This is a genomic window from Butyrivibrio proteoclasticus P6B7, assembly GCF_000622085.1.
GTDB lineage: Bacteria > Bacillota > Clostridia > Lachnospirales > Lachnospiraceae > Butyrivibrio > Butyrivibrio proteoclasticus_A.
Map to the genome: position 1 here is coordinate 37599 of NZ_JHWL01000026.1, position 15564 is coordinate 53162.

The 15564-nt window shown below is 40.9% G+C and carries 11 protein-coding genes; 2 read left to right on the forward strand and 9 right to left on the reverse strand.

Annotation, left to right across the window (positions count from 1 at the left end; translation table 11 throughout):
* Positions 1-30: 30 nt before the first annotated feature.
* Both T541_RS21450 and T541_RS0113580 read right to left on the reverse strand, forming a co-directional pair.
* A complete protein-coding gene (locus T541_RS21450) occupies positions 31-207 on the reverse strand; it encodes a hypothetical protein (protein WP_155839530.1) in 177 nt (58 codons plus the stop codon).
* A 99-nt stretch (positions 208-306) separates the two neighbouring features.
* Positions 307-5322, reverse strand: coding sequence for an InlB B-repeat-containing protein (locus T541_RS0113580; RefSeq protein WP_026653231.1), 5016 nt, complete (start codon positions 5320-5322; stop codon positions 307-309).
* Between the two features lie 307 nt (positions 5323-5629).
* Between T541_RS0113580 and T541_RS0113585 the strand changes: the two genes are divergently transcribed.
* Positions 5630-6163, forward strand: a complete 534-nt coding sequence (locus tag T541_RS0113585) for a CinA family protein (RefSeq protein WP_081779975.1) — start codon at positions 5630-5632, stop codon at positions 6161-6163.
* Here T541_RS0113585 and T541_RS20800 read toward each other — a convergent pair.
* The 4 genes from T541_RS20800 to T541_RS0113605 form a co-directional block, all read right to left on the reverse strand.
* Complete coding sequence (locus T541_RS20800; protein WP_026653233.1) at positions 6127-8328, reverse strand: HD-GYP domain-containing protein; 2202 nt, start codon at positions 8326-8328, stop codon at positions 6127-6129. The genes T541_RS0113585 and T541_RS20800 overlap by 37 nt on opposite strands.
* A gap of 4 nt (positions 8329-8332) precedes the next feature.
* Positions 8333-9361, reverse strand: a complete 1029-nt coding sequence (locus T541_RS0113595; protein ID WP_026653234.1) for a histidine kinase N-terminal 7TM domain-containing protein — start codon at positions 9359-9361, stop codon at positions 8333-8335.
* Between the two features lie 258 nt (positions 9362-9619).
* Entirely contained in the window at positions 9620-10891 is a 1272-nt protein-coding gene (rlmD, locus tag T541_RS0113600; protein WP_026653235.1) for a 23S rRNA (uracil(1939)-C(5))-methyltransferase RlmD, read from the reverse strand.
* An 83-nt stretch (positions 10892-10974) separates the two neighbouring features.
* Positions 10975-11373 carry a hypothetical protein gene (locus tag T541_RS0113605; protein ID WP_026653236.1) on the reverse strand — a complete coding sequence of 133 codons (399 nt, stop codon included), beginning with the start codon at positions 11371-11373 and terminating at the stop codon, positions 10975-10977.
* 274 nt (positions 11374-11647) lie between these two features.
* On the opposite strand from T541_RS0113605, the gene T541_RS0113610 reads away from it, so the two are divergent.
* Positions 11648-13183 carry a serine hydrolase domain-containing protein gene (locus T541_RS0113610; RefSeq protein ID WP_026653237.1) on the forward strand — a complete coding sequence of 512 codons (1536 nt, stop codon included), beginning with the start codon at positions 11648-11650 and terminating at the stop codon, positions 13181-13183.
* 45 nt (positions 13184-13228) lie between these two features.
* On the opposite strand, the gene T541_RS0113615 is transcribed toward T541_RS0113610, so the two are convergent.
* From T541_RS0113615 to T541_RS0113625, 3 genes are read right to left on the reverse strand one after another with little or no spacing between them, the layout of a single operon-like run.
* On the reverse strand, positions 13229-14662 hold the full coding sequence (locus T541_RS0113615; RefSeq protein WP_026653238.1) for a DUF4153 domain-containing protein: 1434 nt from the start codon (positions 14660-14662) through the stop codon (positions 13229-13231).
* Between the two features lie 10 nt (positions 14663-14672).
* Positions 14673-14888 (reverse strand): helix-turn-helix domain-containing protein, encoded by a 216-nt coding sequence (locus T541_RS0113620; RefSeq protein ID WP_026653239.1) that lies wholly within the window; start codon positions 14886-14888, stop codon positions 14673-14675.
* A gap of 10 nt (positions 14889-14898) precedes the next feature.
* The gene (locus tag T541_RS0113625) at positions 14899-15381 is read right to left on the reverse strand and encodes a DUF2975 domain-containing protein (protein ID WP_026653240.1); all 483 of its coding nucleotides are present in this window, start codon (positions 15379-15381) and stop codon (positions 14899-14901) included.
* Positions 15382-15564: the final 183 nt, after the last annotated feature.

A 15564-nucleotide genomic window follows, 5' to 3' on the forward strand; every position in this document is an offset into this window, starting at 1 on the left:
AGTTCTTTAGGATTTTTTCATTAAAATTATTTACTTCATTCCTTCCCAGATTCGGTCACGCTCTGTAAGGATAATTGTGTTTTCTTCGGAAATTTCAGCCTTTGGCTTTCTCTCTTTTGAACCCGTCTGTTCCAAGAGGAGATCAGTGTCAGCACTATTCTTTTCCTTGTCGATAATTGATCCAAATGTTTTTTCAAAAAACGTCATGAGCATTACCTCCAATGTTCAGTTTTGATAACCTAATTATACCATTTTTACGTCAAATAAAAAGTGGGATATCCCAAAAGATACCCCACTTTTGAATTATTATTTCGTATTATTCTTCTTCAGGTTTTTTCTTTTTCCAGTGAGAAGAACTGTGCCTACAATACCTGCTGCAACCAGTATTGCAAGGATTCTACGAACTGTGTTGGTCTCATCAGCTGTGCCACCACGTCTTGCACCGAGAACTGCCTGGCCATTAGCAGCTACAGGCTCTTCTCTTCTTGCACCAAGTACTGCCTGAGCAGGTGCTGGTGTATCAACTGTAGATGTTGATGGAGGATTGCTTGGTCCACTAGGTGGATTGCCTCCGCCAGTACCATTAATTGTAAGGGTTCCAAATACAGGAGTGATCTTGTAGTTAGAAAGCTTTGTGCCTTCCTTAGCTGCGTATGTGAATGAGTTAGCGCTGCTACCTACACCACTCTGTGATCCTGTAAATGTAATATCAACACCTTCACCCTCTACGAACTCTTCACCGCTAAGTGTGTAGTTGTGGTTTGTAAGAGGTGAACCATCATCAGTCTTACTATCTGATGCAGATGTGATTGTGATCTCACGCTCAAGTACGTGGAGATATCCGATAGGATCTGTGCTCTTATCAAGGATATCTGTTGTAACTTCTCCATCAGGTGTTGTGATCTTAAGATTTGTGTAGTCAAGATTGATTGGATAATCTCCAACATCTGTTCCTTCACCACCAGTAACCTTAAGTCCTGTTAATGTAAATTCTGTTCCATTTACTGTTACTGTCTCTGTGATCTCCTTCTCTGCAGCCTGTGCTGTAAGAACGAAGAATGATCTAAGATCCATAAAGCCAGCAGCCAGTGAACCAGCCATACTCTTCATACCGTTGATGAAGTTGTAGCCAAATGCTCTTCCCTCATCACCTGGTGTTGTATCCTCTTCAGGAACATCAGGAACTTCTTTAGACTCCTCATTAGTTACGATATGAACAGTAACGTTAAGGTTAGCTGTCTGGGATGCTCCGCTGTACTTAACGTATGTATCAGCGCCATTTCCTTCTGCATCTGCCTGGAAAGTAACCACGATCTTCCATGGCTGAGTAGGCTTATTAACTGTAAGGGTACCGAACTTAACAAGTGAAGTTCCATCTTCCTTCTCAAATACGTAGTTGCTAAAGTCTGTTCCGTTCTTAGGAACATATCTAAATGAGTTAGGGCTTGAACCTGGATCAAGCTGTGCACCTGTAAACTCGTATGTTGCGCCTTCACCTTCTGCGAAGCCTTCCTCTACCTTAAGAGGCTCTTCACCATTAACAAGATTAGTTCCATCAAACTCCTTCTCAAGGTCTTTTGACTCAAGTCTAACCTCTGCAGGATTGATAACAAGATCACCGTTGTTGATTGTGATAACAAAATTTCTCTTCTTATACTTCTCTTTTAATGTCTTGCCATTTACTTTGAAGTAATAGCTGTCAGAAAGAGCTATCTCTGTTGTAGATTCTTTACTCTTATTAACAGTTACTACATCTGTAGGAATAGTAACCTTTGTTCCTTCAAGAGTGATGTTTGAAAGAGTCTTACCGACTGCCTGCTCTTCCTCTGTATAGTAGAATGAGTATGTAACAGTACCTGTGTATGTTGCAGCATCATAAGCCTTTCCATCATAAGTCTTGGATGCACCAGGAACATTAATGGTAATAGGTCTTGGTAATACCTTCAAAGATCCTCTCTTGATTGTGATCTTGGATACTTCAAACTTATCATCCTTGATCTCGCAAACGTTGCTTCCCTTCTTAAACTCGACCTTCTTAGCATTTCCTGAAGCAGTAGTGTTGTAGTAATAAACTTCACCATTTACTGTATTCTCAACCTTGAATCCAATAATGATGTTCTCAGTAGCAGCATCATTAGCATTCTCTTCGCCGCCACTTGTCTTTGTATAAGTAACCTTATAGTTTGCAGAAAGATCTTTTCCATCCTTATCAACTACAGAAACTGTAATCTCATCGTTGTTAAGAGGTGTTCCATCATAGTACTTAGTTGCTGAACCAGCTGTAAGTACCATCTGGATTCCTGTATGCTCTCTTAAGTAATAAACCTTAAGTACAAGAGGATTCTGCTTTGTATTGTCCTTTGTTACATATCCTGTCCATGTTGTATCTGTAGGATCAAGAACGTAGGTGTAATTGTTGTAGGTAGTTCTCTTCTTATCATCTTCTGATACAGAAACTTCTACCTTACCTTCATTTACAAGAGTATCAATGCTGACAGGGATAAGCTTTCTTGTTGACTTTGCATCCTTAACAAAGTTCTTTCCTTCCTTGTCCTGATAATAATACTCTACATTGTAGTATGCTTCGTAAATGTTCTGAGCATAAGTAGCTCTGTATGTAACATTACCTTCTACTGTTGTCTGCTTGATAGCATCAGTTGTAACCTTTGTCTGAGTCTCGTCGCCAACCTTTACCCAACCAGTAAATACATGATCCTTCTTAGTTGGATCTGCTGGAAGTGTATATGTTGTATCGCCATACTTCTGTGTCTGCTGTCCAAGAAGTGTCTGACCATCTTCGTCAACATAAGTAGTTGTATAGTCTACAGCCTCCCACTGAGCATAGAAATCACATCCAGCCATAAGGAATACTGTAGCAAGCTCTTTGTAAGATGTTCCCTTACCGTCAGCCTGTGAATTCCAACCAAGGAACTTATAACCAGGTCTGTCTCCGAATACTCTCCCATACTCTTTGACTGTATAATTATTACCAGATGCTGCATATTCAGAAACATTTGCTGGTGCATCTGTATAGTTAGCATGGTATGTTACTGTGATCTTAGCGCCTCTGATGTATCCATCGATATGATACTTAGTGGTTTCTGCCTGCTTATATACGTACCAAACGATGTCGTCTGCTGTAGGCTTTGAGCCATCCATCATAACAACATTCTTAAAGTATGCAGAATTTGCAAGATCAGTATTGATTGTAGTTACAGGTGCTGTGTAATTAGCTTTTCTTACTTTCATACCTGTAACATCAAAGATGTTTCCAAGACTATCACGATATGGGTTAAGGCTTGCATCCTTCAGATCTATTGCTGTTCCTGCCCATGAATAATAGTTATTTCCCTCAACTGGGTAATAGTCAGCCTTAGGCTGCCCAGCTGATGATGCAGGAACCTTCTTGTTAGGAAGAAGCACATAGAAGTAAACAGCTGGCTGATCATCTTCCCAAGCTGCATAAAGATCTATTGTCTGACCCTTAGTAATAGTGATGTTGCCATTAACAGCTGTACCATCTGCAAGTTTCCATCCTGCAAATTTCTTTTTATCAACCTTGTTAAAGTTTGCTGGAGCATCGCCCTTCTTAGCAACCTCATCGATTGTAAGAACTTTGTATGACTTTGTATTTGTTGTTTCGCTCCATTTCCAATTAACGGTATCAGCCCACTTAGCCTCTGTTCCATCATTCTTGTGATATACTACATCACCCTTAAGCTGGAAGTCTGAACCAAAGCTAAGTACATAGTCAAAGCCGTATACATTCTGATTTCTGTGCTTATGTGAATCATAGCAGAGAACTGCTGCTGTATAGTTGTCTTCTGCTGTTGTAGTATAGGTGAAAGTCTGCTGGCCATAGTAAATATTAAAGGTAACTTCATCTGTAGAAAGAACCTGTGCTCCATTAAGATCTGCTCTGAATTCATAAGACTTAATGTCTGAGTCCTGATCTGTCTTATACATTGTATATGTATGATTATTTACTGTAGCTGTAATATAAGCATTCTTTACATAGAATGAATACTCATCTGGATCCATGAATCCAAGATCAAGGTGGTGATATGTTGTATGTGCATAGGTAAATACAATATCGCCCTCGCCAAGGTCTTCTAAGTTGGCAACAAATGTATTGCCGTTAAAAAGCTGGATCTTATTCTCGTCTGCAGGCTTATAGAAAAGGTCGAATTCCTGACCTCTACATGTAGCGCTGGTAAGTGCAAATCTCTGGTTATTAACTTTATCGCATACTGTATATGCCATGTCTGATACATAAACATAATAAGTATTTGATTGTCCATATCTATCAAGATTTACAGTTATGTTCTTGCCTTCAGTAATATCTTTTCCCTTTTCATCAACTACAGAAATCTTAGCAACATAACTCTTATCATTACGGTCGTTCCAATGATCCTCAAATAAAGTTACTGTATAGATTGAGAAGTGCTCAGCCTCAAATGAAACCTCCGTTGCATCTGAATAAGCTGTTGCTACTTTTGTAGCATCAGAAAGATCATCCTCTACATGGAATACAGCAAGAGTCTTGCTTGTATCTGCAGCTTCCTCAATCTTCTCAAATTTAACGCTTACTGTTCCATCCTCAGGCTGAACGTATTTGCCCTCAGACTTTGAGTAAATGTTGATATCATATGAGAATGTCTTAATGACATCCTTATCTTTTCCGATTTCCTCGTCAATAACATCAGCGATCTTTTCCTCGACCTCTGACTCTACCTTTGTGATCTCGAGCTTAGCATCTGCAGGGAGAACTCCCTCTTTTGCATAAAGAGAAACCTTGATTCCATCAATCTCTTCAGACTGATTGAACTCAAGCTCGATTTCCTCTACTACTTCTGAGCTAAGGAGCGCAGAAGCATCCTCTGAAGACTCCTCTGAAGAAGCATCAGTTGCAGCATCCTCATCACTTGAGCCTGCTGTAGAAGCATCCTCTGAAGCGCTTTCATCGTCTCCTGTAATTGTATTCTCTGTTGCTGCAGCATCTGAAGATGCATCATAGGCTACAGAGCCTTCATTTGAAATATCAGATGAATTTTCGTCGATTGCGACGTCGGACTGCTCATCCTCTGAAGTATTCTGATCTTCATTAAATGAGTCTTCTGTACCCAGTTCCTGTGTATCAATGATTACTGGACCCTCATCCTCATTAGATACATCTTCCCAGATACTTTCGCTGTTTGTTGCATTTTCGCCATTGTCCTCTGCTGCGTAAGCTACTGCACTTGCGAAATCACTGCCAAATGTGGTTATCACAAGAGCGATAGCCAGAATAAACGCAAAGAGTTTTTCCAGCTTCTTTGACATAATAATGTCCCCCTCTTTAGAAAAAATATGAAATTGTAAAAAAAGTATAAAAAAACACCAAATAAAAAAAATCCATAACTAGGATATCGTAACCATAATCATAAAAGTCATCATAATTGACCGATTTTTTGTAAGGCACCTATAAAAAATTTGTAAACTTATAAAAAATCCATAACCGTAATCTGACAAATAGCTCTTTTTACAGGGAAACTCTTAGAATATACTTGGAAAGAATAGTTAATTGTGAGTACAATTATGATAGAATCACGAAAACAAGAGAATCAGGAAATAAGGAGTGCAAAGGCACATGACTGCTACAAGCATCAGTGAAATCAAGAATCTTACAGTAGATGAGCTTAGAAGTAAAGTGAGCAGGGAATATGAGGAAATCGTCAAAACCCTCATAGATAGAAAGCTACACATCACTACTATGGAAAGCTGCACTGGAGGGCTGCTTTCATCTCTTTTAACAGATACTGAAGGTTCATCAAACGTAATAAAGGGGGCCTTTGTCACCTACAGTAACGAGGCTAAGGTCCTTCAGGGGGTCCCTAAGGAAACAATAGATAAGTTTGGAGTCTACTCAAAAGAAACAGCCCTTGCCATGGCAAGAGCTGCTAAGAATAATCTTGGTTCAGATATAGCTATAGGTGTTACAGGTACCATGGGTAACGTGGATCCTGTTAACAACGATAGCGTTCCTGGAATTGTCTATTATGCAATTATTATAGAAGAAAGAGAAAGCTCTTTTAACATAAGTATTGATCCTATGGACAGTCGCCAGGCTTACAAGCTGGCTGTAGCTCATGCTATTGCTGACTCTGTGATTGGACTGTTGTAAGTATCTGCGTTAAACTCTTCTATTTCTATCTTCTTGCAGGACTCCTTAACGGTGTCAAGAAAGCTCCGGATCTGCTGCTCTTCCTTATCGTAGAAGGCAACAACGAACACGTCCTTGGTGTACTGGATGTTGATGTCGTGGGCATCCAGGTTCTCGCTGGATATAGCTCTGTAGGTCTCCTGCATATCTGGAACTGTCACAAATACCACCTTGTAATCCTTGCCCTTATTCTCCATGAGCTTCATGATGTAGCAAAGCATTCTGACGTGGGTAGGATTCACAATATCCATCTCCTTGAACAGGTCGTCCTGAAGTCTTCTTTCAAGAAGTGCTGAATTTCTCACTATTCCAAGGCTGTCTGTAGCAGAGCCCTCAACAGTAAGGGCGCTGATCTCCCCGGAATCAATAAGTCTTACAAATATATCTGCAAGAGTTGGATCAAACTGAGTTCCTGCGCATCTTTCGATCTCGTTTCTGGCTTCCTCGTCTGAAAGTCTTAATCTATAGACACGGTTAGAGGTCATAGCGTCGTAACAGTCAGCGATGGCAAGGATTCTGGCAACCAGAGGGATATCTGTATAGGACAGGCCATCTGGATATCCAAGACCGTCAAATCTCTCATGGTGGTGTCTAATACCATCAAGAAGTCCCTCAATTCCGCCTCCCAGGGAGCTCATGATCTCGTAGCCAATCTCTGTATGCTTCTTCATAAGGTTTGCTTCTTCATCAGAGAGCTTACCTGGCTTATTAAGTACGTTATCTGCAACACCGATCTTACCGATGTCGTGAACAAGGCCAATGTAGTGGATCCTGAGAATGTCCTCTTCAGAAAGGTCGTAGTCCGCTGCCATTTCTCTGGCAAGTCTTTCAGCGTACATTCCTACTCTCTCAGAATGGCCTCCGGTGTACTCATCTCTTGCATCAATGGCACTGGCGATAGTCTCAATGGTGTTGATGGTCATCTGGGTGTATTCTGCGGCTCTTTGATTGTAGTTCTTTATCTCATCATAAAGAGTCTGGACAATGGTGCCACCTGTCAGCATGAGAAGTCCGATGCAGACCTCTGTTCCAAATACGTGGAATCTGTTAAGCAAAAATCCAAGGAGCTCTGCCATGGACATGACGATAAATCCGATCATTCCAAGGACTGTGAAGTGATACTCCCGGATTCTCTTTGTCCTTGCGTCCGTGAGGATATTAACAAGAGAAAGGATTGAGCATGCCAGTGTCAGGAAGTGAGAAACGAACATGGTATTGTAAAGCTCAACGATTCCACCTGCTTGAAGGATAATGTTCACGATGATCTGGAAAAGAACTATGCTTTCAAATATCACATATCTCTTGTGGTAGTTCCTATGCTGAACCTCATCAAAGTAAAGGCAGGTCGTTGCTCCCATCAGTTCCACCAGCACAAAGGAGAAGTAAACTGCAAAGCTTGGCCTGTGGAAATAGAGCTGTCTAAGTGTAGACTCACTTATAAGCCAAAGGGAAATGTTGATCATGAGAAGTCCCAGGTTCTTGGCTGCTCCCACCTTAAAGGAATTATCCAAAAAGATAGCAGGTACAAACAAAAATACTCCAAGTACAAAAATGAACAAGGCACTAAGGTTCACGAACAGGCCCTTTTGAATTATTGAAAACCAGGCATTGTTGCCATGGCTTATATATATTGAATTAATTACAGTGTTGGTCTTAAAGATCAGGTGAATTCTGATCTCTTTTCCCGCATCCTGAGCTGAAAGCTCTGTAACTACGTAAGCGCTTGGAACATAATAGGAAATATTCCCAAGAGAATGGGAAGAATATTCGCTTCTAAGCTCCCCATCCACATAGACAAATACATCCTCCATGGATGATCTTAACATGATGCTGGTTCCATCAGTCAGATCCTCTGGAAGTGTATTAACAATGGTTATCTCCCCTCCCTCTGAGCCGTTAAAGTCCTTAGGCACAGAGAAAGTGTCTGAATGGTCACCTCCATAAACCCACCAGCCGTCGTTAAAGTCAGTGGCTTTAAAGGATCCGGTAGGAGCTTCCCCAGTTTCATTCTTATCAAAAATAGCTATCCCCATAATGATCAGAACCATGGCAATAAGAACAAGTACAGCTATTCTGATGCCATCTTCTAAGAGTTGCAGAAATCTGATCTTTTTCAAAAACTTCATTTTTTCATTTCTCCCGTTTTAATTTCCGTTGTTCTAAACTGTCTGTCACGTTCGAAACCTGAATAAAATAGCCTCGCACACTCTTTCCGTTCCTAAGCAGCGTACCAAGGTTGTACTGGTACACCTCACCTTTGTAGGTGTAGGTCATGCTTTCGGATTTTTCATGGTCATCATCTCTTATATATTTAAGCAGGGGCTGTCTTAGGAAGGTATTGAATCTTCCGCCGTTCCCCGGTACTTTTTTATCTATTTCCCAGCTGTACAATTCTGGAAAAAGAGCTATGGCGTAATCATTACACCCCATGTACTTAAGGTTCTTATCAAAAATAATGCACCCCATGTTCCTTATTTCATCCTTAAAGATCTCCATGTTGTTGGAAACCGAATACATGGACAACTTGACGGTGGGCAAGATTATCACAAACAGGGACAGGGTTGCAAAGATCGGTGTTAACTCATAATTTAAATGCACGAATCTCTCTATAAAGTAGACACTTCCATTTAAAATCTCTACAAAAAGAAGGATGTCCACATTGATACGGCTCACTACATTGCGCTTGTTAATGGCGTACATTCCCACCACTACACAGGCGGCTGAGTAAAAGAACAACGAAAAAAGATAAACCGTATGCATAGGTCCATAAATCTTAGTGAGGTAGGCAAAGCCATCCTCAACGTGATATTCAACTATCTTGTAAAAAATTTGAGACTTTCCAATTGTGCAGACGTTCATATAAAGTATTAACTGAACTGCGTATAGAATAGACTTGATAATGTTAGAAATGTGAATCTGGCACAGATCACATAATATTAGAAACACCAGAACTGGTGCAAATATTCCTATTACGTAAATAATCTTACTAGCGAGAAGAGCCTCATCGATATTCTTGGAAAAGGTTAACGCATAGTATCCACCATTACTTATGGAAACTACAACCACAAGAAGTACAATATTGACATCCACTATCTCCCCAAATGCTATTATAAAAAGAAGGACTAGTAACGCAATAAAGAAACATACAACATAAATCATATGTACCTCTTTTCAGGAAACCAACAGTCTCATCTTGATTATAATAGCAAAGTGTACGTAGTTTCAACAAAATTTCCTATTTTGTATGAAAAAATCAAAATTTGTTCATACTTTTTACACATTCTCTTCAATTGTTGCTGTTCTTGCGACAATTATTGCGGATTATATCGATGTTTCTTCAAGAATTGTAGCGAGAATTAAACAATGAAGTTCTGCTCTCGCACTTCGTGCTCGCCAGAACAACAGTGTTCTCTAGACTCAGTCTACGCTTACGCTTGACTTCTTCAAGAGAACAACTGTTTCGATAGATCTTGTAAATGGGAACATGTCTACAGGCACCGCCTTCTCTACCTTGAAGCCCTTCTTGGCAATGAGCTTAAGGTCCCTTGCTAAGGAATCGGGACTGCATGATATGTAAACCACCTTTTTAGGGGCAAGTGCAGCCATGGACTCAATGAACTCCGGGGTGGAGCCTGCCCTTGGAGGATCCATGAACACCAAATCCACCTTGTCTCCTGATTCCGCCATCTGCTGCATAAAGCGTGTGGCATCATTCTCATAAAAGGTAATATTTTTAACTTCATTAATCTTGGCATTGATCTTGGCGTCCTTAACAGCGTCCTTGTTAAGCTCAACGGAAATAACCTCTTTAACATGAGGACTTGCTATAATTCCGATAGTGCCAACGCCTGAATAACAGTCAAGGGCCACTTCATCACCCTTAAGATCTGCCATCTCGATGGCTGTGTTGTAAAGAACCTCCTGCTGAACAGGGTTAACCTGATAGAAGCTCTTAGGACTGATCTTAAACTTCATGCCACAGCAGATATCATAGATAAAGCCTGGGCCATACATGGGCTTTTCCTTGTCTCCAAGTACCATGCTGGTCTGCTTGTCATTGACGTTAAGAACGATTGTGGTAATTTCTGGATGCTCTTTTAAAAGAGCTTTCACAAAGTTGTTCTTGGATGGGAAAATTGGGGATACAGTAACAAGTACCACCATGATCTCCCCTGTGTTCTTACCGATACGAATAAGGACATGACGAAGAAGACCATAGCCGTTGTCCTCGTCGTAGGTCTTGATCTTAAAGGATTTGAGCATTCCGCGGATAGAAGCGATGATTGCATCTGCCTTCTGATCCTCTAAAAGACATGTATCAATAGGAACCACGTCATGGGTTCCCTCCCTGTAGATACCTGATAAAGGATTGCCCTTCTTATCATGGGTAAAGACAGCATGAACCTTACATCTGTAGTGCTCTGGCTCTTCCATTCCAATAAAGGATGCAACTCTTGTATATGGTTCAAGAAGCTCTGCCACGTGGGCATGCTTCTGACGAAGCTGCTTAGGATATGGGGTGTCGATCATCTGACAAGCGCCGCATTTCTTGAAGTATGGGCAACGGGACTTCTTGGATGGGGTGGACTTCTCCTGGGCAGGCTTTGGTGCTGCCTTTTTATATGTAGTTCTTTTACCGCTATTAGATGGCTTGCCAAATTTACTAGTTGTTGTCTTCTTCTCACTCATAATCTTCTACCTTAAAACATAAACTCAATGTATCAAAACTCAAATATAGCGAGTAGAGTAATTGCTCCCCTACTCGCTAATAATTATTCCTGTGTTTCCTCTTCTGTGTTCTCGGCTCCGTTTTCGAACTTAAGCTTAGGAAGATCCATTCCTGTGTCCTCTTCCTTGACCGCTTCGCTGCGTCTCTTGATCTTGTCGTCCTTAAGTTCTCCGTGGTCCTTGAACTTGATGCCTTCGATTCCCTGAGCTAACTCTCTTGCTCTTGCAAGCTCGCCCTTGTTGATCTTGAAGGTACATACAATCTTGCTACCGCTTCTATCGAAGAGTCTCTGAAGAATTGATTTATCCTGCCACTCGATAAAATAAGAAATCCTGTGGGCTAAAAATCTCTCTTCCAACTGCTTCTTACTGTCCATGCTGTAGACTCTACAGAATGGAATCTCATTATTAAAAACCTGATTATTCTGGATAATAGATGACATAATTCCCTCGCAAAAACAATTATTCTAGCTATTAATTATACACAAATCGCCATCCTTATTCAATTATAATAATTAAAGCAAAGAAAATGTATTTGCATATCCTAAGCCTTGGGTTATCGAGGACTAATAGAAAGCCTCCTGTTCATAATTGTCTGTAATTGCTGCAGATATCCCAGATGATTTTTATATTAAAAATGCACTATTATAGATTTATAAATAAGGTTTATAAGACTGCTGAAATCCTTAACATTTTACTAATATCAAGGAGTAACCTATGTTCACTATAAAAACTGCACTTCCAGAAGAAAAGGGAATTCCATCAGGAGCAATCCGTAACATGCTTGAATACTGGAATAAGAAGGATGTGCCTATGCACTCTCTCCTTATTATGAGGGGCGATGAGCTAGTATTTGAGAAATACTATGCTCCATACAAAGCTGCCACACTTCATCGCATGTTCTCTATTACTAAAAGTCTTGTGGGGATTGGCATAGCTCTTTTGACAGATGAGGGAAAGGTGTCCATGGATGCGTCTATCTGCGACTATTTCCCAGAATATGTTACTGCTGACACTCATCCCTGGATCAAGGCTACCACTATAAGGAATATGCTAGAGATGCGAACCTGTCACGCTGCCTGCACCTACAAGGTGGACATGACTTCTGATTGGGTGGAGAGCTTTTTTACCGTGGCTCCAACTCATAAGCCTGGCACCATCTTCCACTACGACACTTCTGCAGCCCATGTGCTGTGCGCCTTGATTGAGAAGGTTTCTGAGATGGAGTTTCTTGATTTCATGAAGAACAGACTCCTTAAGCATGTGGACTTTAGTGAGGATTCATATATGGTGAAGGATCCCTTTGGCGTCTCTATGGGCGGTTCGGGGCTTATGGCTACACCAATGGATGTTCTTAAGGTTCTATATGTTCTCAGTAAGAAAGGAACTATCTGCTGTTCTGATGGGCAGGTCAGGACCCTGATAAATCCTGAATACATCGGGGCTGCCACTTCTAATATCAGTGATACCATCATGACCTCTCCTCTTCCAAGCGAGGGCCAGGGCTATGGCATGCAGATCTGGCAGAATGAAAAGGGCGGCTATGTGCTGTTCGGCATGGGCGGACAGCTGGCAATCTCTATTCCTTCCTATGATCTGCTGGTGATGACTACTGCTGATACTCAGGGAATGGCTGGAGGAAATCAGATTATTTATGATGGGATATATGATGTTCTGCTACCGGGGATTGAGGAGGATGAGCATAGTTCTAAAAGTTTGAATACAATAAATAGTGTAGATAAAGTTAGTAATGATTTTAATAATAATTCTAATACTAATCTGAAGCTTGATTACAAGAATCTTATGGAATATGCTGATGCACTAGTTATTGCACCACCAAGGGTTCCGGAGAGCTATTTGCTTAAAAGGTCAGTCTCTTCTGCTAAATCTGGATGTTACAGCTATAGCCTATCAGAGAACCAACACGGTTACAAAAAGCTTATGGTCTCCTTATCTAATGACGGCGCTTCTTCTATTGTATTAAGCACCGAATCTGAAGACCGCCAAATTGTCTTTGGTATAGATTCTATGCAAGAAGGCGTCTTTAAGAAGTACAACACTGCCTACACCGCAGGTGCTACCTGGCTTAGAGATAATGTCCTCTTTATAAAGGTACATCTTATCGGCGAAAGTGTCGGATCTATCCGTATTGAGCTCTATTTCGGCGATGACGACATCGTTTTGTATATGAGAAAGATTGAAGAGACTTATTTCAAAGAATTTGATGGTCACTTTTATGGACATGTAGGATAAGATTTAAAATGCGGATAAGAACTGTCTTATCCGCATTCGCTATTTTTAGTGCATAACCCCAGCAGGGAATGCGCAGCAAAGCATTGAGAAGGTGATGGCAGCTGTTACGATTCCAATCTGGGCTGCAGGAATCTTCTTGTAGAAACGGATGATAAGAAGGATGCACCACAGGATAACGTTTCCAACCACCCAGCCAGAAAGGAGTCTTCTTGGTGTGAATCCGTACTGGCCAATGTAGCCCACATAGAGGTTGAAGGCTGCAAGGATTGCAAATCCAAGGGCATAGATGAAAAGAACTGTGATAAGTCCCTTAGTCTTCTTATCCTCCCACAGGGCCTTCTTAGAGAACAGACAGGAGCCGGCAATAATGGCAATGTTAAGAAGAACAACCTTGATAAGGCTCCAGAAGCTACCTATTGCACGCATCGCTGCAATGTGGGCAGACTGTGCGAACAGGCCCTGATGAGTTACAAAATCATAAATTGCTGAGCCAAGGAACAAGGTGTAGATCAGGATCACACTGCCAACTACGATGTAAGCTGAATATCCAGGAAGCTTGTGCCAGTCTCTTGTCTCATATTCAAAGCGGACCATTGGGCAATATGGGCCTTTTTTCTTGATGGAGCCAGCTACCAGAGCAAAGAGATAAGCTCCAACAGGAATAGACATAACAAAGAGCCACAAATTATGCCATACCTTGCGAAGGAAATCCTTATCAAAGATATGTGCAATGCTATTAAGCAAATTATTACCAATTCCCTTAAAGGTATCTGATGCTGCAGACAGCTGCGCTGCTGCATAGATGCATACTACAAGTGCGATACCTACGCTGATCGCAATGATTCCAACTGAACTCTTCTTCTCTTCTTCCTTCTTATTAGACAGCTCTTTTGCATTAAGGTCTACCATCTCAAGCCCATCGTTACTAATAGCCCCGTTAGATGGTGTATCAGCGCCTGCAGGTGCTACATAATTAGGAGTGTCAGCTTTCTTCTTAGGTAAAAGAGTTGTTGCTCTCAAAAAGCCGTTAAACACAGGCACTGAGAAGCATCCCTGAAAACCGTCCAGTGGGAAAAGTATTCCACTTCTGCCTGCGGACAATGAGCCGGTTCTTGCAAGAATATAGTAGATAATTGTGAAATACCACATCATGATCACAAGAAAAGTCAGGCTATCATCACGATAGAAAGCTCCGCGGATGAAAATACCAACGGTCTGTAAAATGCAGCAAAGAAGGAAAATCGCTGGTTCTACGATAGACACCTTCCTCTCTCGTAGGGATTTGTAGGTAACGCCCATCTTCTGAGCAAATACCTCAACCAGACCAAGGAAAAGAACTACAAATACAAGTCTGCCCAGATTAGTAACCCCATGAAAAATGCCGTTTTCAAAGGCAATCTCTTTAATATAGAAATATCCAACAAAGTAGCTGGCTATAGCCGCCCAAACAAATACTTTTTTATTTCTTGTTTCTTCCATTTTCGTCTCCTTAAGACTCCTCGTCTTCATCGACATATTCAAGTATGTCTCCTGGCTGGCAATTCAGCTCCTTGCAAATAGCGTTAAGGGTTGAGAATCTGATTGCCTTAGCCTTATTATTTTTCAAAATAGACAGATTAGCGGGAGTAATGTCCACTCGCTCCGCCAGATCTCCTGCGCCAACCTTGCGCATCGCCATTACAACATCCAAATTAACTCTTATCATGGCCGCCTCCTTATACTGTAAGATCCAATTCATCCTTCATCTCAACTGCCTTAGCAAAAGCGTGCTTGATGACACAGATAATGGATGTGATAAATGAAGCTGCCAGAGTAATGATCAGTATCATGTAGGTACAGGTGACACCGATAAGGAAAGTTGAAAGTGAAGCTGTAAACACCAGCTTACTAAGAAGATTGAGGCTCTTAACGTTCTGAGTTGTGAACACCTCTCCTCTCTCAATCCTTACAACTAATCCAAATAATAAGAAAAGAACTGCAAATAATAATGCTGCGCAGATATATCCGCCAATTAACATCACCCAATATCTGATGATGTCTGGAAGAAGTGGAGTGGCCTTGTGCATAATGATGTCCACAATTGATGGTCCAAAGATGCACATTAGTACTGCTCCGATTCCAAGAACTATGATGAATGCCTTGGTTGCAAAAATGCTAAGTGTCTCTCCACTGTATCTGCCCTTCTTATCTCTTTCCATTACTAATTTCCTCCGTTTTTGATAAAAGAATATTCTTTATATTTCAGAGAATACACCTACCAAAATTGAATGTCAATATATTTTTATTGTTTTTCGATATATTTATATTGTTTCTCACGATTTTTATATTGTTTTTCAAGATTAGATTCATGGATTGACGCTAATAATGGCATAAAAACACAG